Source organism: Levilactobacillus bambusae, from assembly GCF_003124125.1.
In the GTDB taxonomy this organism is placed as follows: Bacteria; Bacillota; Bacilli; order Lactobacillales; family Lactobacillaceae; genus Levilactobacillus; species Levilactobacillus bambusae.
Map to the genome: position 1 here is coordinate 534,105 of NZ_QCXQ01000002.1, position 20,329 is coordinate 554,433.

18 protein-coding genes are annotated in these 20,329 nt (G+C 48.6%); 4 read left to right on the top strand and 14 right to left on the bottom strand.

The genetic code is table 11. The features are described 5' to 3' along the window. Nucleotides 1–55 precede the first annotated feature (55 nt). From DCM90_RS05380 to DCM90_RS05390, 3 genes are all read right to left on the bottom strand, one after another. The gene (locus DCM90_RS05380; protein WP_109250309.1) at nt 56–682 is read right to left on the bottom strand and encodes a MerR family transcriptional regulator; all 627 of its coding nucleotides are present in this window, start codon (nt 680–682) and stop codon (nt 56–58) included. Nucleotides 683–912: 230 nt separating this feature from the next. Continuing rightward, nucleotides 913–1,458 carry a TMEM175 family protein gene (locus DCM90_RS05385; RefSeq protein ID WP_109250310.1) on the bottom strand — a complete coding sequence of 182 codons (546 nt, stop codon included), beginning with the start codon at nt 1,456–1,458 and terminating at the stop codon, nt 913–915. 155 nt (nt 1,459–1,613) lie between these two features. Beyond that, on the bottom strand, nt 1,614–2,534 hold the full coding sequence (locus DCM90_RS05390; protein WP_109250311.1) for an SDR family oxidoreductase: 921 nt from the start codon (nt 2,532–2,534) through the stop codon (nt 1,614–1,616). Nucleotides 2,535–2,719: 185 nt separating this feature from the next. Here DCM90_RS05390 and DCM90_RS05395 point away from each other — a divergent pair, with 185 nt between their 5' ends. Further along, nucleotides 2,720–3,304 carry a TetR/AcrR family transcriptional regulator gene (locus DCM90_RS05395; RefSeq protein WP_109250312.1) on the top strand — a complete coding sequence of 195 codons (585 nt, stop codon included), beginning with the start codon at nt 2,720–2,722 and terminating at the stop codon, nt 3,302–3,304. Nucleotides 3,305–3,399: 95 nt separating this feature from the next. On the opposite strand, the gene DCM90_RS05400 is transcribed toward DCM90_RS05395, so the two are convergent. The 7 genes from DCM90_RS05400 to DCM90_RS05430 form a co-directional block, all read right to left on the bottom strand. Next, nucleotides 3,400–4,038, bottom strand: coding sequence for an SDR family oxidoreductase (locus DCM90_RS05400; protein ID WP_109250313.1), 639 nt, complete (start codon nt 4,036–4,038; stop codon nt 3,400–3,402). 260 nt (nt 4,039–4,298) lie between these two features. After that, the gene (locus tag DCM90_RS05405) at nt 4,299–5,294 is read right to left on the bottom strand and encodes a YhdH/YhfP family quinone oxidoreductase (RefSeq protein WP_109250314.1); all 996 of its coding nucleotides are present in this window, start codon (nt 5,292–5,294) and stop codon (nt 4,299–4,301) included. Nucleotides 5,295–5,619: 325 nt separating this feature from the next. Continuing rightward, entirely contained in the window at nt 5,620–8,217 is a 2,598-nt protein-coding gene (locus DCM90_RS05410; RefSeq protein WP_109250315.1) for an efflux RND transporter permease subunit, read from the bottom strand. Nucleotides 8,218–8,316: 99 nt separating this feature from the next. After that, nucleotides 8,317–8,892 (bottom strand): TetR/AcrR family transcriptional regulator, encoded by a 576-nt coding sequence (locus tag DCM90_RS05415; RefSeq protein WP_109250316.1) that lies wholly within the window; start codon nt 8,890–8,892, stop codon nt 8,317–8,319. A 126-nt stretch (nt 8,893–9,018) separates the two neighbouring features. Next, nucleotides 9,019–9,984 (bottom strand): electron transfer flavoprotein subunit alpha/FixB family protein, encoded by a 966-nt coding sequence (locus DCM90_RS05420; protein ID WP_109250317.1) that lies wholly within the window; start codon nt 9,982–9,984, stop codon nt 9,019–9,021. A 12-nt stretch (nt 9,985–9,996) separates the two neighbouring features. Continuing rightward, nucleotides 9,997–10,764 (bottom strand): electron transfer flavoprotein subunit beta/FixA family protein, encoded by a 768-nt coding sequence (locus tag DCM90_RS05425; protein WP_109250318.1) that lies wholly within the window; start codon nt 10,762–10,764, stop codon nt 9,997–9,999. 8 nt (nt 10,765–10,772) lie between these two features. Next, nucleotides 10,773–11,864 (bottom strand): acyl-CoA dehydrogenase family protein, encoded by a 1,092-nt coding sequence (locus DCM90_RS05430; RefSeq protein ID WP_225365993.1) that lies wholly within the window; start codon nt 11,862–11,864, stop codon nt 10,773–10,775. 160 nt (nt 11,865–12,024) lie between these two features. Between DCM90_RS05430 and DCM90_RS05435 the strand changes: the two genes are divergently transcribed. The 3 genes from DCM90_RS05435 to DCM90_RS05445 all read left to right on the top strand — a co-directional run bounded on the left by DCM90_RS05435 (nt 12,025) and on the right by DCM90_RS05445 (nt 15,292). Next, nucleotides 12,025–12,885 (top strand): helix-turn-helix domain-containing protein, encoded by an 861-nt coding sequence (locus DCM90_RS05435; RefSeq protein ID WP_109250319.1) that lies wholly within the window; start codon nt 12,025–12,027, stop codon nt 12,883–12,885. A 184-nt stretch (nt 12,886–13,069) separates the two neighbouring features. Further along, nucleotides 13,070–13,864, top strand: a complete 795-nt coding sequence (locus DCM90_RS05440; RefSeq protein ID WP_109250320.1) for an SDR family NAD(P)-dependent oxidoreductase — start codon at nt 13,070–13,072, stop codon at nt 13,862–13,864. 483 nt (nt 13,865–14,347) lie between these two features. Continuing rightward, nucleotides 14,348–15,292, top strand: coding sequence for a quinone oxidoreductase family protein (locus DCM90_RS05445; protein WP_109250321.1), 945 nt, complete (start codon nt 14,348–14,350; stop codon nt 15,290–15,292). Between the two features lie 72 nt (nt 15,293–15,364). Here DCM90_RS05445 and DCM90_RS05450 read toward each other — a convergent pair whose 3' ends face one another. The 4 genes from DCM90_RS05450 to DCM90_RS05465 form a co-directional block, all read right to left on the bottom strand. Further along, the gene (locus DCM90_RS05450; protein WP_109250322.1) at nt 15,365–16,474 is read right to left on the bottom strand and encodes an SGNH/GDSL hydrolase family protein; all 1,110 of its coding nucleotides are present in this window, start codon (nt 16,472–16,474) and stop codon (nt 15,365–15,367) included. A gap of 124 nt (nt 16,475–16,598) precedes the next feature. Beyond that, entirely contained in the window at nt 16,599–17,612 is a 1,014-nt protein-coding gene (gene lplA, locus DCM90_RS05455; protein ID WP_109250323.1) for a lipoate--protein ligase, read from the bottom strand. A gap of 13 nt (nt 17,613–17,625) precedes the next feature. Beyond that, nucleotides 17,626–19,029: a dihydrolipoyl dehydrogenase gene (lpdA, locus tag DCM90_RS05460; RefSeq protein ID WP_109250324.1), complete on the bottom strand. Its 1,404-nt coding sequence runs from the start codon at nt 19,027–19,029 to the stop codon at nt 17,626–17,628. A 6-nt stretch (nt 19,030–19,035) separates the two neighbouring features. Continuing rightward, nucleotides 19,036–20,328 (bottom strand): dihydrolipoamide acetyltransferase family protein, encoded by a 1,293-nt coding sequence (locus DCM90_RS05465; protein WP_109250325.1) that lies wholly within the window; start codon nt 20,326–20,328, stop codon nt 19,036–19,038. Between the last annotated feature and the right edge of the window lies 1 nt (nt 20,329).

Here is a 20,329-nt window from a genome sequence, read left to right on the forward strand (position 1 = left end):
CAACTGTGCGTAACACTATTTAGGCGATACAACTAGTAGAAGTAAAATTAATTTATTAATCTTCATCTGGCTTGCCTCGACCAGACCGGTAATCAGGCCTTAGCTGCTTCAAATATTCCAGTGCCATCTTAATCGATGCATCAGTATTCGGTAATTCATGGGTCATAAGGAAGCGATACCCCATTTCCTGCAGCTGATCATTATCACCATTAACCAGCATATCATCGATAATAGTTGCTGCTTGAGTACGAACACTCGGTATTTCCCGGGCAATAATAAACTTCCGAACAATATTCTTGAAAAGCTGTTCGTGTGAGATATTTCCCGGGTTATGGTAAATAGCCCGTTTAACATCAATCAGCATCAACGCCATTTCAATTTGCAGTTTCTTCTCATTTAATGTTGCCTCGTGCTTGTCTAGAAGTGCATCCTTCTGGGTTAATTGAGCTTGGTCCTTGTTCCCCAGTGGCTCCATAATCGTAGCTATTTCATCCAATTCGATCCCAATTTGTCGAAAGCAAAGAACGGTTTCCAAATCACGAATATCTGTAGGTTGATAAACACGATACCCGCTAGCATTCCGTTTTAATCGAGGAAAGAGTCCCTTCTTATCCCAAAAACGCAATGTTTGAACGGGCAAGTTATAGGCCTCCGCTACCTCTTTAATGGATTTACCAGTCATTCTATCACCCTCCTTAACGAGCTGATTAATTTGTTTACATCATAAACCCTATTGTCAACTTTAACGCAAATAATATCAAAATCGAGAACTAACTCGACTGGCTATAAATCGAGTTAGTTCTTTCTTATTAGTCACGGGTTATGTTACGTTGCTCATCATTAATATCACATCAATCAAGTTATACACATTATGAAACCCGTTAAAAATTGACGGCATTTGCTCAAGTTGCCCTACTTCTTGCGACTCGTCGAGATTAACCACAAAACACTATCCGTAACCAGGCTAATTAAAATCACTGGTGGCCAGAGAAAAATTAATAGGCACCCTACTCCGTTAATCCCCAAGGATAACCACTCCAACCGCTGCATTTCACGATTAATGTGATTCGTCCGTTGTAAGGTGCTACGTAACCCTAAGAGCGCCCCATTAACTAATAAAATATTAATTCCATATAGCAGTGCCGGAACCATCCCTTGAATATCCGAGCCAAACCATGCAGTCGTCGCTGGAAAAAGGGACAAGAAAAAGAGAAAGAGAATATTAGCCCATATAGACCCCATTTCTATATACTGGACCTCATGAAATAGCTGCATGTGGCTGACCCAAAACGCTGCAATAATTAAAAAGCTTGCCATGTAGGCAATAAACACTGGGATCTGGGGAACTAAATTAATTAGTTGATGACTTCTTTCGGGTAAATGAATATCCAATACTAAAATAGTCAAAATAATGGCAATTACCGCATCGGTAAACGCTACAAGACGTTCCTTAAACATAACGATCAGTCCGTTTCATCTTTTTTACTAAGCATACACTAAACCAACTAAATTGAATCCAACATACTTCCGTAACAAATCAACAAGAAATGCCAAGAATTGGGATGAACGAATCATCCTAACTCTTGGCATTTCTTTGAATGTCCTAATTAGCCCTAATTATTTTTTAAATGGTCAACGTTTGCTGGACTTGATAAAAACGTCGTCATGTCCTCAACCAGCGTTGGGTGCGTGGGATTCCACCCTAGAGCAGCCTGAGTCTTAGCACTCGACGTTGGGTTATTAATTTGCAGGGTGGGGCCAAAGTAAGGACCCGCGTAGGCCTTCGCTTCGTCAGCAGCCAGTGACTTTAAGGGTATCCCCACCGTCTGACTGATTGTTTCGGCAATCACTTTAAACGGAATTCCCTCTTCCGCTGCCGCATTATAAACGGTTCCAGCAACGCCCCGTTCAAACGCCTTTACAAACAGATCGGCTGCATCCAACCGGTGAACGGACGGCCATTCATTTTGACCAGCACCAAAGTAAGCTGAATAACCGTTGTTTACCGCAATACTAGCGGCAATTGTTCCAAATCCCTGCCGGGTTTCATCGTGGACCGTTGGTGATAAACGAATAGCTGTGGCTCGAACGGCCTGGCCGGCATAGTTTAATGATGTTACTTCTGATTCCGTTCGGAGCTGACTGGGATCGCCTGCGTCATCCTCCGTAGCAGGCCGACCCGTAAAGGCGACCATGAGGGTTCCTGAGGTATTGACAAACGGTTTGTTAGTCCCTACCAACGCGTCCCCCATTGCTTCTATAGCTGCAACGTCTTGTTTTACGGCTTGATCCATATGGTTAAAATCATTTGTAAAACCTAAGTGGATTACGCCGTCACTCTGTTTGGCAGCTTCAGCTAGGACGTCAAGGTCGGTTAGGGACCCCGAAACAGCTTCCGCTCCCTTATCCGTTAATTGTTTAGCGGACCGATCAGACCGGGCTAACCCGGTAACTTGATAACCACGTTGTAAAAGTTCATCAACAACCGCTGATCCAATAAATCCGGTGGCTCCCGTTACAAATACCTTCGTCATATTAAGAACTCCCTTTAATTAAATTCATCGTCATTTAAAGATAACATTATCTTTAATGCATCCGATTATAAAAGATAATGTTATCTTTTGTCAAGAAAGTTAACGTCTATTACGGGTACCATACACCGAAACTTCTACGCACACACCTATTAAGCCTCCATAATTTTTGATAAACTAAGGATATTATGAAGAAAAAAAGTCAACTAAAATACGAACAGATCCTTGCTGAAACGGTCAACCTCATCAACGAAAAGGATGTTGCCATGGTTTCTACTAACCAGGTCGCCAAAAAGGTTGGGATCTCTCAATCTAACATTTACATCTACTTTAAAAACCGGGACGATCTCATTAGCCAGGTGTTTACGACCGAGGTCAATAAAATGAGTGCCTTCGTTATCGAACGGATCGAAACGCGCCCAACGGACAACCTCAAAGCTAAATTTGAATTAACGTTTACCGTCCTGTTTCAATACGCCCTTAAGTTTCCTAAAAGTATGACGGTGATTCAAAAAATCCTTCAATCCTACGCTTATACCCATATGCAGGATCAATCGGCTGCCTATAGCAAAGCTAACGGTATGTTAGTCGCCAGCCTCGATGCCGGGATCGCTACGGGACTCTTAAAACCAATTGACCGGACGTTGTTGCAAAACATTATTTTTTCAACCATTAAGCTCCACGCCGATAATTTGCACCGTGGGCGCTATACTGAACGGGACGTTCCGTTTGATCAGGTGGCCGCCATGATATGGGACGCAATTTCGGCCTAGAACTGTATTTGACAAGGATAATGAGCCATTTAAAAGCCGTGCTTCCCCAGTTGATGCCATCAACTGGGGAAGCACGGCTTTTAAATTATAATTTTTTAATACCAGCTTGGTTTTGGCCCATCCGTATGAGGTTTATTAACCCCAATGGAGTACCGCACATCTTTATCAGGATTGAGGACATGGTCCGTTACTACGGCCGCAATACTTTCCCGGGAGACCTCGGTCCCCTTGAAAGGATCGCCCTTATGGGTGACTTCATAATCAATTTCATCATTATCGGTTAGCCATGCTGGCCGAATAATGGTGTAGCCAAGGTCGGAGTCTTCAATGACCTCGGCCGCAGTTGCGTATGTCTCGAGGTAGCCACCATCAAGCATCTTGTGGTTCCACTGGCCAAATTCACCCGGAACTTCATCGTAAATCCCAAGGGTCGAAATCCAAATTAACCGTTTCACCCCGCAGCGATCCATGCTAGCGACGACAGCCTTGGCCTCTTCCACAATGTTGTGGCCGCTTAAATTTGCGTAGACCACGTCAATATCCTGCATCGCAAGATCCAGATCCGCCGCGCTCGTTGCGTCGCCCTCAATAATCGTTTCCTTATTTTTATCCGTCACCTTAAGCCGGTTGGCATCCCGCAAAAATAACGTCAAGTGAACAGGCTTTTCAAGTAGTTGTTGAGTGGCTAACCGCGCGATTTTTCCGTGGGCGCCTAAAATTAAGACATTGGTCATGAGATAGTTCCTCCGTTTAATTTATTTAACTTTAAATTCAGTATAGCAAACCAGCTTACTTAATGAAACCGATTTCAACAAGTGATAATTTTCACTGCTTATCCATGCCAAAACAACCAAAATTCCTGCTGTAATTTATGATACTAATGTTAACTAATAATAACTATGTCTTCCAAAAAGGGGTTGGAACCAATTGGTCCGTTCCGCTCAGAAACATGACGCTTTCACCGGGACCAAAAGTTTTATATGCCATCCTCTTTTTAGACCTCCTGACACCTTAAAAGCGTACGGCCCAAATGGGTACCTTCCCGCAAAGCTCGAACCGTTTCAGACAGTTCAGCCGGACTAATTTCATTAACGAGAACGGTGCCAGTGACGTTCCACTCCGTAGCTAATTTTTGCCACACGGGTAGTCGGTCCTTCATCGGAACGTTCACGGAATCAATCCCTAGCAGATTAACCCCCCGAAGAATAAACGGCAACACGGTCGTTGTCAATACGGCGCCGCCGGCATTACCGCAGGTGCTGACCCAGCCGGCGTAGGCGACCTGGGTTAAGGCCTGCGCAAGAGTGTCGCCGCCCACCGTATCCACTATGAAATCGAATGCGGCACTCTGGAGCGGTTTCCGGGAGGCAAACTGCGTAGTAGACGTGACGACTTGGGGGGCGCCTAACTGCTTGGCCACCTGAATTTGGTTGTCGCGGTGAACTAACGCCGTCACATTGCGGTATCCGGCTTTCAACAGGATTTTAAGTGCCACGCTGCCAACGCCGCCTGTGGCTCCGGTCACTAGAATACGGGGCTGCTGAGCAACCGTCATGCCCGCTTGCTCCAGCCGTTGAATTGACAAGGCTGCGGTAAACCCTGCCGTTCCCAGCACCATGGCCTCCCGGCTAGTTAACCCGGTTGGCAGCGGAACCACCCAATCCGCAGGAACCCGGGCATACTGGGCGTAACCACCAGTGTGGGACATCCCCATTTGAAACCCGGTCACTAAAACCTTCTGACCGACCAGTAACTGGTCCGACTCTGACGCAACCACCGTCCCGCTCAGGTCGATTCCCGGAATAAACGGGTAGTGGCGAACCACACCACCGTGCGCCGATAAAGCTAACATATCCTTATAATTGACGTCCGAGTAGGCCACCTTGATCAGAACACTCCCCTGAGACAGATCGGCTAAGGTGACCTGTTCGCGTTGATAAGTAACGGTATCCTCAAACTCACGGGCAACGATTGCATTAAATGGTCCCATCTCATGACTTCCCTTCGTAATCTCTACCTACAGGATAGCGCTGGCCCGCATAAAAATATAGTTTCTCCGTAAACTTCACTAAATTGTTATGGTTAAGGACCATTTTGTTACCCTTTTAAGGCGCCCCGACCTACAGGGGGGTGAGATATTAGGTCCGCTCCGCTTAAAAAATGTGAAGCTTTCGGACCAGTAGTTACGGAACATAAGACAGACCACAACAAAATAGGGTAAGGGACCAAATCCGATCAAAATACAATCGAACCTGGTCCCTTACCCTATTTGGAATGGCCTGAACGTCTTATGTTCCAGCCTCTTATCGTTAACTTTACTTGGACCGATCAGATCGGTTTCTAAACAAATACATAATGGCCGGTAAAATCGTCAATGCACTTATCAATGAGTAGGCGGTATCCAACACCGTGATTAATCCAAACGAATTCAATACGGGGAAGTTGACAAACATCAGCGTGCTAAATCCGCCAATCACGGTAAGGCCCGAAACGGTAATCGCTTGACCAACTGAACCAACCGCCGTTTGAATGGCTTGTAGGGTACCAGACCCGGCTTTCTGTTCCTCAATGAAGCGCTCTAGGATGAGAATGGTAAACTCGGTCCCAATCCCTAAGACAAGGGAACTTAAGGCTACCGTGACGGGATTATAACTAATTCCTAACAGCATTAGGGTCATCGGTGATAAACCTAGCACAATCATAATTGGAACGAGGGGGTACAACGCATCCCGCAGGTTACGATAAACCAAGAGCAGCACCATAAAGATAATTAATAATCCGGCAATGATAATCAACCCGTGGTTAGCCGTCATATTATCGATCCCCTGCAGCATCATTGCCTGGCTCCCCGCAGCGACAATGGTCATTCCAGCCGGTTTTGCCGTCCGGTTTGCGTCCGCTGAAATTTGATTCATCAGTTTTAGCATTTGCCCGGAATCGAGATCGGGATTAATCCGAAAGGAGATGGTCGCATACTTCTGGTTCGAACTCATAAGGGTAGTTTTCATGACTTCCGGCGTTTTCTTAATGGTCCGGTTAATCACCCCTTGCGATTGTGTCAACGTTCCAGACTGACTCAGACTACTTCCTAGGGAGGTCACCGCCTGAATCTTATGATGACCATACTTTTTGACCTCGGCCCGACCAAATTGGTTCATCGTCTTTAGGACGGCTTGATCTTGAACGTTATCCGCTGATACCAAGTACGTCAGGTTAGTCGTTGAACCCACTAAGTGACTGAGATGCTTGGTCTGCTTGAGGGCCGGACTATCCTGGGGTACCATCTTCATCATGTCCGTTTCAACGCTAATCCGGCTTTCAAAGAAGAATCCTACTCCGCCAAGAACGACACCCACAATGACAATTGGCAAGGCGTGCTTAGCCACCCAAGTGGCATAAGCCGTCAATCCTCGGGATAACCGGGATGGTTTTTCGGGTTCATCCGAAGCGGATAAGGGGGATGCCTGACGATCCCGGACAGAAAGAACGGAAAACATTAATAGGAGTTCGACAATGTAGCACACGATGACCCCAATGGCTAACGTCACCCCAAAGTTCTGCATCATCGGGGCCTTTGAAATTAACATCGTCAGAAAACTGAGGGCCATCACGACGACGGCCGTTAAAACGGCTGGCCCCGTGTGCGTCATGGTCGTGGTAATTGCCCGTGAAACATGATGGTCACGCCGGTATTCTTCTTCGTACCGGTTCAGGAATTGAACCCCAAAGTCGGTCCCAAGTCCAATGATGATGGGCAACGTTGCCATGGTCGCCATGGTCAGCTTAATATTGAGCCAGCCCATAAGACCAAACGTCCACACTAACCCCACAAGTACGAAGAGTAACGGGAGCAACCGACGCCGAACCGGGAAAACGATCCCTAAAATAACGACCATTAAAATGACACCCGCTACCAGCATGATCATCATACTCTTCATCATTAAGGACATAATTTCAACTGATACCGCTGGGTTACCATCAATATTCGTATGGTAGCCGTTAGAAGTTAATCCGGCTGCTTTCAAGGCAGCCTTAATCTGAGTTTCCTTAGCAGCATAATCGTTCTGATTAACGTTGCCCTTTAACGTGATCGTCACTAACAGGTGCTGCCCATTTTCTGGTAGTAACTGTTTTAACGCACCTGGAACCCGACCATGATCAGAATAGACCAACTCATGCAGTAGATCGGCATGCATATGTTGAGCCTTAGGCAGCATCTGCAGCATCGTGGCGGCTAACTGGCCCTGCTGTTGTTTGGTCAATAACGCCATCGTATAGGACTGCACGGCTGCCTGCTGCTTTTTGGTCAGCATCTGAGCTAATCCAGCATTGACGTTGCCACTCGGATTGCCACCCGATGCCATTGCCACTTCTAATTGGGCTTTCTGCGTCGACGTCAGCAGCGACTCGGTGTACGCTGACATTTTTTGCTGCTGGGCGGCCGTTAAACTGGCTGTCGTTTGTTTCTGCAAGCTCGCCTGCTGCTCGGCCGATAACTGTTTCATCATGGCAGCCTGCAACTTCGGATTTACCGCCCCATCAGACTGCTGTCCCGTTTCACTAGACAGCTGGGCATTCAGGGCGTCAACAACACTTGTCGTCGCCATAACACCAGAAATCTGCTGGGCGCGTTGCGTAAACTTGGTCACTTTCTTGAACGTATCTGGGGTAACCATACTTTTTTGACCATCCGTAACGTCCATTAAAAATGTGTCGCTACCAAAATTACGACTATAAATTTTTGAGTCTCGACTTAATTTAGTCCGACTGGAAACAAACGTCCCGTTACTGGTATCCATCGTAATTCGGGGCAGTCCCAGCCCCACTAAAACGGTTAAAATCAGCGTCACAATAATTGTCAGTGTCGCATGCTTGTGAATTAACTGACCCAACCGGGTGAACCACTTTGCCATCTTCTCCACTCCTTTGGTCTAAAATCCTTGACCACTATAGCGGGGAAACGGTGGCAACACTAGCACGCATTCGCGGAACTGTTGCAGGCCGCAACAGTTTTAACAGAATGTCTCATCCTTCTTCTGGCTAATGAACGTTTCCATTTGTTCAAAGGTAATTTCTGGGTGGTCAATCCACGCTAGCATAATCCCCACGATGGAATTGCAGAACGCCTCAATGGCAAATTCCGGGTTAGGTGACTGCGCCACTAAGGCATTGATTTGCAGACTCATCGTATCCTGCTTACCACCACAGGGAGCCAATTCATCGTTCAAATGCTGACGCATAATCGACATTGCCACCCGAATAATTTCTTGGTAGAGGTTAAAATTTTGGTTATTGGCGATCACGTTTTTTAAAACCATTCGATGCTGGTCAACCCATTCCAAAATATGGTGGAAGTCCCCGTCAAACGAGGTTGCTTGTGCGGTTGACGTATCCAGCGACGAACTAATGGCATCCCCTAAAAGATCAAATTTATTGGGGTAATACCGGTAAAAGGTACTCCGGTTAATTTTAGCGGCCCCGGCAATGTCGCTGATACTAATACTTTCAAAGGACTGATGGGATAGTAGATCAAACAGCGTTAGTTGGAGGTGCCGCTGCATGCGCACTACCGTTTGGGTTTCAGACAACGTGAGGACTCCTTTGTTTTTTCTCGAGTGTATCGAACCCCTGCAACAATCTCAATTAATGCGTTGAAGAATGCAACAGTTTTAACAAAGTGTCTTAGTCTATCAAACACCCGTGGGTCCCTGCGTTTACTTAACCTGAGCCAGCAAACCTTCCAAAAATTCGGTAGCATCGCCCACATAGCCGTAATCGGAGTCCGCAAAGATTGGCGCGGTTGCATCCGTGTTGACAGAAACGATTCGGTTAGCATTTTGGATTCCCACCGTATACTGAACGGCACCTGAAATCCCTAAGTTAATGAGCAGATCAGGGGCAACCGTCTGTCCACTCTGCCCAATTTGTTGGTCGTGGGTAAATTGGGGGTCATCAGTCAGCGGCCGGGTTACCCCGACGACGCCACCCATTTTGGCCGCTAACTGCCGGGCAAGCTCAATGGTCTTGGGCTGGTTAGCTCCCCGCCCCAGCGCAATAACGGTTTGGGCGTCAGAAAGACTCGCCGTCTGACTGATCAACCGGGTCGTATTTAAAATCGTCATCGTTGTTTCGGGGTGAAACGTAAAGGTAGCGGAGACGACTTCCGTTTGAGAATTAGGCACCCGCACGGCCTTAAAGATGTTGGGCCGAACCGTTGCCATCTGGGGCCGGCGATCGGGACAGATAATATCGCACATGATGTTATCCCCGTAAGTCGGTTTAACCTGAACTAACGTGTCCCCATCGAAGGCGAGGTCTAAACAATCGGCGGTGAGTCCCGTCTGCAGTTTGGCCTGGAGCCGGGGGGCTAACGAACGGCCGGCGGTTGTCGCAGGGAATAGGAAACTGTTCGGATTATACTGGGTCACGACTTGCTCTAGCGCATCGGCTAACTCTTCGTCCGTTGCGGCGGCAAACCGATCGTCCCTTAATCGTAAAATATTGTCGGGGCCGTACTGTTGGATCGTTGCTTCGGCAGTCAACGTTGTCGGTTCTAAGAGGATGGCCCAAACGGGTTTATCTTCCGCAATCTGTTTGGCCTTGGTTAGGAGTTGGAGGCTGGTCGGCTCAATTTTGTCTTGATTTAGTTGAATATAAACCCAAATACTTTCATTCGTCATCAGATGTCCCTCCTATAGTGATTGAAGTAATTCTTGTACGGCATGTTCAGGGGTCCCCGTTAGCATAGTGACCCGTTTTTTGGCGGCAGCTGGCGCATATACCTGGGTCACCTGGGTAGGAGAACCGGCGAGCCCAATGCGTTCAGGGTCTAAATCAAGGTCCTGTTCCGTCCAAACGGTTAGCGGCTTTTCAAAGCTCTTTTGAATCTGACGGGGAGTGGCATAGCGGGGCTGGTTCATTTCACTTCGAACGGTCACCGCTGCCGGCAGTTCCACTTCAACTTCCTGTTCAGCCGCATCCAACCGGCGTTTGCCAATTAGGTGGTGGTCCTCCGTCAAGTCAATGGCTTCGGCAAAGGTCACCTGAGGCACATTCAGGTATTCCGCTACGATCGGCCCCACCTGACCCGTATCGGCATCCACAGACTGGCGGCCAAATAAAACGAGTTCAACATCGCCAATTTTCTGAATGGCTTGGCTCAACGGATAGCCGGTCGCCAAGGTATCGGCCCCGCCTAACGCCCGTGAACTGAGCAAGTAGGCTGAATCGGCACCCATTGCCAGCCCCTCCAGCAGGGATTCGCGGTAACTCTCGGGCCCCATGCTGAGTAAAATCACTTCCCCATTTGTTTGATCGCGCAGCTTTAACGCCGCTTCAATGGCGTTTTTATCAAACGGATTAATCACTCCATCGGCTGACCTCACCAGATTATGCGTTTGGGGATCAATTTTGACATCGTTAGTGCTAGGAACCTGTTTAATACAAACCACAATTTTCATTTTTTCACCTACTTATTAATTTCTGCCTTAGTGATTTCAAGGTTCATTTTTTCAATACTGCCTTCCGCAAGCTCCATGGCCCGGGCATCCCGAATCAGATGTTCAATGGGATAATCCCGGCTGTAACCATAACCGCCAAGAATCTGCAGGGTTTCATCCCCAACCTTCACCGCGGAGCGGCTCCCATACGACTTGGCCATCGCCGCAATCTCAGCGTAGGGCTGTCCCTGGACCTTAAGTTTGGCGGCCTGTTGATACAGCAACTCAGTATTCTGTTTGGCAATGGCAATATCCGCAATCTTTTGCTGGGTCACTTGAAGCTGGTAGAGCGGCGTCGTTAGCGCCTTGCGTTCCTTGGCGTAATCCACCGCAATTTGCAGCTCGTGGGTCATGATTCCCGCTAGTACAGCGCCCATCAAGACCCGGGCATCAGCATGGGCCTGATCCCCAATTTCTAACCCTTGGCCAACCTGACCCAGTAGGTGGTAATCAGGAACTACAATGTGATCCATCACGATTTCAGCAACCGGCGTACCCTTAAGGCCAATGAAGTCCTCCCGCTTGCCAAACGAAAATCCTGGCATGTCCTGGTCAACGACAAAGACCGCCAATTGATCATCCTCCGTCTTGGCTAGCACGCAGTAAACGGACGCCAGGCCCCCGTTCGTAATCATAATTTTATCCCCGGTAATCACCCAGTTATCCCCCTGCTTCACGGCTCGTGTCGTAATGCCAGTGGGATTGGATCCTCCAGAGGGTTCCGTCTGGGAAAAGGCCAGAATTTGGTGGGTTGCCAGGGGTAAATAATGGTCGTTCAATTCCGGATTCCCGTACTTCATAAATTGTTCAATCGTTTTGAAGTGGCCCTCTAACGTGACGGCTAAACTGGCATTGCCGGCTGCCATAATCTGAAGAGCCTGGGCCGTAGCGGCATAATCAAACCCGGCCCCACCGTATTGCTGGGGCAGCGTGATCCCCAACAGTCCGGTCTGCACCGCCAACTCAAATAATCCCTCCGGGTAGTCGCCTTGTTTGTCAATTAACATATCTACCGGTGCTAGTTCATTATTGGTAAAATCGCTTATCATATGCATTAACATCTGATTCGCCAGTTTTTGGTTCTTATCAGTCACTCCACACACCTCATTTTTATAATTATTTCACAATATTTATTCCATTATTATATATTCAGTTATTCTAAATAGCAATATTATTTTCTGTTATACTAGGATCAATCATTCTTAACGAGGGGGCACCAGCATGAACGTGCAACGGTTTATCGACCGGCGAAAGGAACTCGGGCTTTCCCAAAGTGAATTAGCCCGGGGAATTTGCACCCAAACGACCATCAGTAAATTTGAAAATCAAAGCCAAATGATGTCGACTAAGATTTTATCCCGGTTGTGCAACCGCCTGGGATTAACGCTGAACGACCTCTTTTCGGATCAACTGCCCGATGAACAGCAGCTAAAGGCCAGCCTGAACCAGGCGGAATTTGACCTCATCACGAGTGAATACGATCAAGCTCTCGTTAAACTTGACCAGTTGGATCTCACCCACCACCAAACGGGTAATTTGCAAATGGACTACCTCTTTATCAAGGGGTTCGCCCTTGCCTTGAGTCGGACAAACCTGACGGACGCCATCTTCTGCTTTGACCAAATTCTTAACGGTCTTGATGAAACCCACCAGACCATTTATTCCCAACTCGCCTACGTTGGCCTAGGCGTAGCATACGAACAAACGGGCAATATCCAACAGGCCGATTTTTACTTTGGTAAAATGCCGGAACGTCTAATGAAAGTTCAGGGCGACTCCCCTGATAAGACTTGGAAGATGATTACCATGCTATTTTACACGGGGGAATTTTACGCTGGCCAAGCCGACTACGAAACCAGCAACGCCCTCTTAAACACCGTCTTAACCATCTGTTCCAATCAGCACATGACGTTTTACGTCGCCCGGGCACAGTACCAGCTCGCCCTTAACCTAGTGCATACCGGTGCCCACAGAGATACCATCGAACCGGTTCTAGCCGAAGCAGCCGTTTTCGCCCGGTTTAACCAAAATGCAAAACTGTTGAAAAAAATTGCGGCCCTTACCCAGCAGTTGGACCTCTAAGAGGAACCGCAGTGAATTCACGCACCACCCAAAAAAACTTAACCCCGATTTAACGGTTCCCTAATATCTGGGGGCCGTTAAATCGGGGTTTATGTTTCACGTGAAACATTACTAATGTGATTGGTGGACTTTTACGGGCGTTTACCGTAGAGTACAGGCTATAAAAGATAAAGGGGCGGTAAAAATGGACTTACAGTTAAAGGGTAAAACGGCACTCATTACCGGATCAACGAAGGGAATTGGCAAGGCAATCGCCCAGTCCATGGCGGGCGAAGGAGTCAACGTGATTATTAACGGTCGCCAACCAGACGTTGTTTCACAGGTTGTCACGGACCTCCAAAGCCAGTATCCACACGTTACGGTCAGTGGCGCCCCGTTTGACATCACCAGTGATTTAAAGGCGCGTGAACTCATGGCTAAGTTCCCCCACGTTGACATCTTAGTGAATAATATGGGGATTTTTAAACCGATGGCCTACCAAAACATTGACGATGCCACATGGAAGAAATTTTTCGACGTCAACGTCCTTTCGGGCAACCGATTGGCTAAATACTACCTCCCCAAAATGATCAGCCAAAACTTTGGGCGCATCATTTTTATTGCTAGTGAGGAAGCGGTAATGCCGTCCGGTGAAATGCCACAGTACAGCATGACCAAATCCATGAACCTCTCGCTTGCTAAGAGCCTGTCTAAATTAACGGTTGGAACAAACGTGACCGTCAACACCGTCATGCCTGGATCCACCTTAACGGAGGGTGTGCAAACCATGTTGGACGACATGTACGCAGATACCGATTTAACGGCATCGGAACGGGAAGCCGACTTTATGAAAAACCACCGGCCCCTCTCGCAAATTCAGCGGCTAATCCGCCCAGAAGAAATCGGTGCCTTTGTCACATTCGTCGCCAGCCCACTAGCCGGTGGCTTTTCAGGCGAAGCTCTCCGCATGGACGGTGGCATGGTCCCAACGATTTTTTAAAGGGTGTGGAACCGCTCGGTAGATCTCGAGGATTAACTGAGGCATCGGAAAATGCTGGTTTTGAGCATTATTCGATGCCTTGGTTAACCGCAGAGATCTGAGCGGTGGAACCCGACTAAAGGGTGTGGAATCACTCGGTAGATCCCGAGGAATAACGTCAGAAACAAAATATGCTGGGCTTTAGCATAATTTGTTTCTTGGGTTATCCGGAGGGATCTGAGTGATGGAACCCGACTAAAGGGTGTGTAGCATTTCGGGAGCTTCTGAGAATTAACGGAGAAAGGAAAAATGCCGGGCTTTGGCATTCTTTTCTTTCTTGGTTAACCGCAGGAAGCTGAAATGCGGAACCCGACTAGGGTGTAGAATTACTCGGTAGATCCTGAAACCTACCGTCTCCGCCAAGCCCAATCCATTGAGTTTACCACCAAACCGTTTTACACTAGCCGTAAGCAAAACAACTAATTTAATGATGGGGGCATTAGTATGAAAGCAGTTGGTTACACTAAAACGGGTGATCCATCCGTGCTTGAACTTATCGAAACGCCAAACCTCCGCGCCAAGCGCTGGGAGCTAGTCGTTGAGGTTGATTCAGTAGGACTCAATAACTTTGAGCAGGCCCAACGTAACGGGTCCATTCCAGCTAGCGACCGAACGCCAGCGCCCACAGATACCCATCCGGCCGTGATCGGATCCGACATTGTCGGTAAAATCACCGAAGTTGGGGCGGGCGTAACCGGGTTTGAAGTTGGCCAGACGATCATCGGGCACACCCAACGGGGTTACGCCGAACAGGCAATTGTTCGTCAGGATGATGCCGTGCTGCTTCCCCCTAACCTTTCCCCAGACCTTGCGGCGGCTAGTATAACGCCGGGTATTACCGCCTACAATGCCGTCCACTATCAAGCGCAGGTCAAAATAAACGATGTGGTTGTTATTCGGGGAGCGGCCGGCGGGGTCGGTTCCATTGCACTACAGCTCGTCCACACGATTGGAGCCAAGGTCATTGCAATTGTCGGTCGGCATTCGATTGATGCCGTTAAACGGATGGGAGCGGATGACGTCATTGCCTACGATGACCCCAACCTGGATTTAACTGCGTATAATCAGTCAGCGGATATCGTCTTGAACTTTGCGATGAACGGGGCCGGGGGCGACCAAGACGTTAAATTTTTGCGGGATGGTGGCCGACTAGTGAGCGTTGCCATGAAGGAACCCTTGGACGGCCGGGCCGTTGAATTTCAACACATTCACCCCCAACCTAACCACGTTATGTCATCATATAAACACGTGTTAGACCTCATGGAAGCCGGGAAAGTGACAATCAAAATCGGAGCCAAGTTTCCGTTTACCCTCCAGGGCTTTATTGATGGTCACAAACTATTAGACCAAAAACACGACGGTCGAATCGTTGTTACCCATAGCGTGTGATACCCGATTCAAATCTAAATGAGCACCGGTTGATTTGCGTTAGACAGGCAATCAACCGGTGCTCATTTACTTTTAATGGTTTAACCACTTCTCAATTGCGGGCAAAAAGGCTTCTGCCACCCGTTTCCCAGCGGCGGGATTTAAATGCAGCTGATCACCGAAATCATTATTAGGGTCCAGATACCCCGTCTGATCGGCTAAAAAGTCAGTGGTTGCCTGTACATGAGGGTCGGCCAGCAACTGCTGATTAATTTGAGCACCTGTCCACATAATTTCCGCTGCGTTAGCGTACTCTTGACCAATAACCGGCAGCGTTCCTAAAATTAAATGGCTATCAGAGTCGGCCACCCTTTGCGTCAACTCATGAATTGCCGTCATAAACTGATCGGCCGTTACGGGGGGTGCGTCCTGACTTTGGTGCGGTAAGATTAAATCATTTCCCCCAATGGTCGCCACCACTACCCTGGGCTTTAATGCCATAACCCCGTCAATTCGCTTTAACAACCCGGGGCCAAACGTTCGGTATACCGGCTGATCTTGTGGCGCATCGCCAATCAATTGATTCCCTGATATTGCCGTATTCGCAAACGTGACCTGGTTGGGGAATCGGTCTAACAACGTCTGAATGATGGGGGTGGTAATCATCCCCATTTCCATCAGAGAATCCCCGGTAAAGGCAACCATTTGTGGCTTAGCGACCGTCCATACTGCAAGCTGTTCCACGCTAAACCACCCCTTGCTAACCTTCCAGGAAGTGGAAAAGTGCGGCACCGTTTTAACCTGTGGCGAACTCACCGCATTAGTTAATGTTGGTTCATAAACACTGTTGAAATCCGCGTACGTCTGGACTCGTGTTGCACGGGTCATAATGTAGATTGGCCGCCCCACCTTAGCGGACAAGGTAACGGGATCCAGCCAGACCCTCTGTCCCTGCGGCACCCGGATCTGCTGGCTGCCGTGCTGCATCATCGGAATCATATCCGTCATTTTTTCGGTCAGGCTTACCCCGACTAAGTCAAATTCGAGGTCGGTTGGCCCATACCGATTTGAAAGTGCCAGTCGAATCCGATTACCACTTAAGGCACTCGTAACCTTAATGAGTTGCGTGAATCGGTTGCGCGGTTTGGCTAAGCCGGAAAAATCATGCATTTCCCGGTACCAAGCATTTTGCCAAGTTGGCATTTTAAATTCCCCCCTGAACAAAGGCTTAACCCCTACCATACCAATAGGAGTTAAGCCTTTGTTGACTCGTTTTGAATTCCACCACCTGACAGGTATTACTCCCAACCATCCGGTTTCATTTAACCTAGTTTGCAAGAAGTTCCACGACATCATCCTGTGCAATTCCCGCAAAATAACTGTTTAGATCAATATTGGTTAGAACCTCTTCGAGAACGTCGCCAGTATAGGGTAGCCCCTTCAGTGATTCTTCTAGTTGGGCGACATCGGCCGTGCCAAAGAAGTCGCCGTATAGTTTAACCTCGCTAATTCGGCCGTTATCCACTTGGAACCGGGCATCGATGGTCCCGTTCGTAAAGTGCTTCCGTTTTTGGACCGTAAACTCCGGTGACTTACCGTAAACCCAGTCCCAATTCCGGTAGAGGTCGTCCTCAATCGCCTTGATTGCGGCCCGGTCCTCATCGTCTAACTGGTATTCATGGGTTTCAGCCTCTGCCATCGTCGTCACACCGAGAACCCGCTTTGTGAGTTCATCACGGAACCCTTCCGTCGTCAAATCCTGGTACTCCGGCTTTAAGTAGGGTTTCAGATTTGTCACCCGGCTTCTAACCGACTTGATTCCCTTGGATTCAATCTTGTCCTTGGGGACGTGCAAAGCATTTGCAACGTCACTCGTATCCACGTCAAACATCAGTGTCCCGTGTGAGAAGGTTTTTCCATCCCGGGTGTACATCGCGTTGCCTGAGAACTTTTTCCCGTCAACCGTTAAATCATTGCGGCCATTGACTTCGGCCCCGGTAACCCCCATCTCATGCAGTGCATCGACAATGGGCGCCGCTAGCTTTCCGAAGTCGCCAAACCGTTGATCCTTGGCGGGCACAATAAAACTGAAGCAGAGGTTGCCTAAGTCTTGGTACATGGCTCCGCCACCGGATAACCGTCGGGTGATCGTAATGTGATGTTCCCGGCAATAATCCTCGTTAATCTCTTCTAACGTGTTTTGATTTCGCCCGACAATGATACACGGTTCCTCAATGTAAAACAGCATGAAGGGCACGGAAACTTTGCCGCTGTTCATTAAATACTGTTCCGTTGCTAGGTTCGTTCGAATATCATGGGTTTTCATTGCGATATATTGCATGATGCCATCTCCATTAAATGTTTGTTGGGAAACCAATTCCGACGTCTGCGGTATCACCAATGGCCTCGCTTAACGTTGGGTGCGGGTGAATGGTTAACGCAATGTCATCAATCGTGACGCCCGCTTCAATGGCCAGGGTAATTTCAGAAATCAAATCGCTGGTATCTGGTCCGACCATCTGGGCCCCGATAACGACCCCGCTATCCTTCATGTAAACAATCCGGATAAACCCGTCCGTCGAGTTTAACGTAATTGCTCGACCGTTTGCCATGAACGGGAACTGGGCCTTCTTAACGTCTAAGCCCCGATCCTTAGCTTCGGCAACCGTTAATCCGGTGGTGGCAATCTCACTATCCGTGTAGCAAACCGCCGGCATTGCCCGGTAATCAACCGTTGATGACTGACCTGAGATAGCTTCTGCGGCGACCTTGCCTTCATACATCGCTTTGTGGGCTAGGGCTAATCCGGCTACGATATCACCAATCGCATAGATGTTTGAAACGTTGGTCCGTCCCTGAGCATCCACCGGAATCAACCCGTGATCATCCACCTTAACCCCGGTTTTATCCAGGCCCATGTCTGCCGTATTCGCCCGCCGACCGACGCTCACAATGCAGTCGTCGGCCTTGATCGTTTGATCCTTGCCATCGACGGTGAACGTGACGTTTACCGCATCCGCCGTCTGTTCGGCATTCTTCGCCATGGCACTGGTATAAATAGCCACGTTTTGTTCCTTGAAATGTTTCTTAATAACCTTTACTAGGTCGGCTTCGTAGTTAGACAGGATGCTATCCTTACCTTCCACAATGGTGACGTGGGCCCCTAAGTTTGCGTACGCTGAAGCTAATTCACAGCCGATGTAGCCGCCGCCAATGACAACGAGCTCCTTAGGAAATTCCTTGAATGATAAGGCTCCCGTTGAATCCACGACCCGGCCGTTGAACTTAAAGTTAGGGATTTCGATGGGGTGACTCCCCGTTGCAATAATTAAGTTCTTAAAGGTGTACGTTTGGGCATGATCAGAATTCATGACCCGCAAACTGTGGTTATCCTTCATGTAGGCGTTTCCCCAAACGACGTCAATACCGTGTTTTTTGAACAAGCTGGCCACACCGCTGGTTAGCTGATGCACCACCTTGTCCTTCCATTCGATGGTTTTAGTAAAGTCTAAGCTAGTTTGACCGACCGACAACCCCATGTAACTGGAGTTCGTGGCATCCTGATAGACGTGGCCCGCTTGAATCATAGCCTTCGATGGGATACAACCTACATTGAGGCAGACTCCCCCGATAAATTCACGTTCAATCACGGTAACCTTCTGGCCGAGTTCGGCGGCGTGAATGGCAGCCACGTAGCCCCCGGGGCCAGCACCAATAACAACCGTCTCTAAATCAATTGCAAAATCTCCGACTACCATACGTGATCATCCTTCCATCAACAATAATTCTGGGTCGCTCAAGAGTTCCTTTAACCGGTTCATGGCCCGCTGAGCGGTTGCACCGTCAATTACCCGGTGGTCAACGGCGAGGGACAGTTTCAGTACCCGGCCAATTTGTAACTCCTCATCAATGACAACGGGCTCCTTCGTAATCCGGCCCATCCCTAAGATGGCAACTTCCGGCCAGTTAATGAGCGGTGTGAAGAATCCGCCGCCAACGGAACCAATGTTAGTAATCGACATGCCGGTGTGGGCCATATCAGCAGGGCTCAGCTGATTATCCTGAGCCTTTGCCGTATTTTCCGTAATGGCATTAGCAATGCTAAACAGGCTCATTTGATCAGCGTGTTTCAGGTTAGGCACGTATAAGCCATGATCCGTATCCGTGGCAATACCCACGTTGATGTAATCTTTATGACTGATCTGGAGGTTTTCCATGTCGACGCTGGAGTTGAACTCTGGAAATTCCTTCATGACGACGGCTAACGCCTTAACCACGTAAGCTAAGAAGGTTAAGTGAACGCCACGGTCCGCAGCCATTTCCTTGTACTTTGCCCGGTGAGCCCACAGTTTATCCACGGGAACATCGTCAAAGATGTGAATACTTGGAATTTCTGAGGCACTCTTAGCCATTGCTTTGGCCGTTGCTTTCCGAACGGGTGACATCTTTTCGGTCGTTTCGGGCCAGTCAGTACTGGATGAAGCAGCTGGCGTGGCGCTCTTGTCTGCTGGTTGAGCGGTCTGAACGGCACCCCCGTTTGCTGCAAACCCGTCAACATCGGCTTTCACCACTTGACCATGGCGGCCGGATCCCTGAATCTGGCTAATGTCGACGTTCTTTTCGCGGGCGTAGGCCCGAACGGACGGCATAGCTAAGACGGGCAGACTATGGTCGGCTTTGGCAGTGACGGGTGCTGGTTGTGCTGGCGTTGCAACTGGGGCGGGCGCTGGTTTTTCAGCCGCTGGAACGGGCGTTGGCTCCGGGGCTGCAGCTGGCGCCGCACTCTCATCCGGTTGAAACTCTTCGGGTACGTCACCCTCAACTTCTAGTTCTACGAGTGGTTGGCCCACCGTAGCTTCATCGCCCTCTGGGACCAAAATTGTAGTTACTGTTCCGGCCACGGGAGAGGGGATTTCTTCAACGGATTTATCGTTTTCGATTTGAACCAGATCACCATCAGCTTCAACGGTATCGCCGGGTTTAACGTGCCATTCGCCAACGGTTCCTTCGGTGATACCTTCGCCTAGGGCTGGTAATTTAAATTGATATTTACTCATG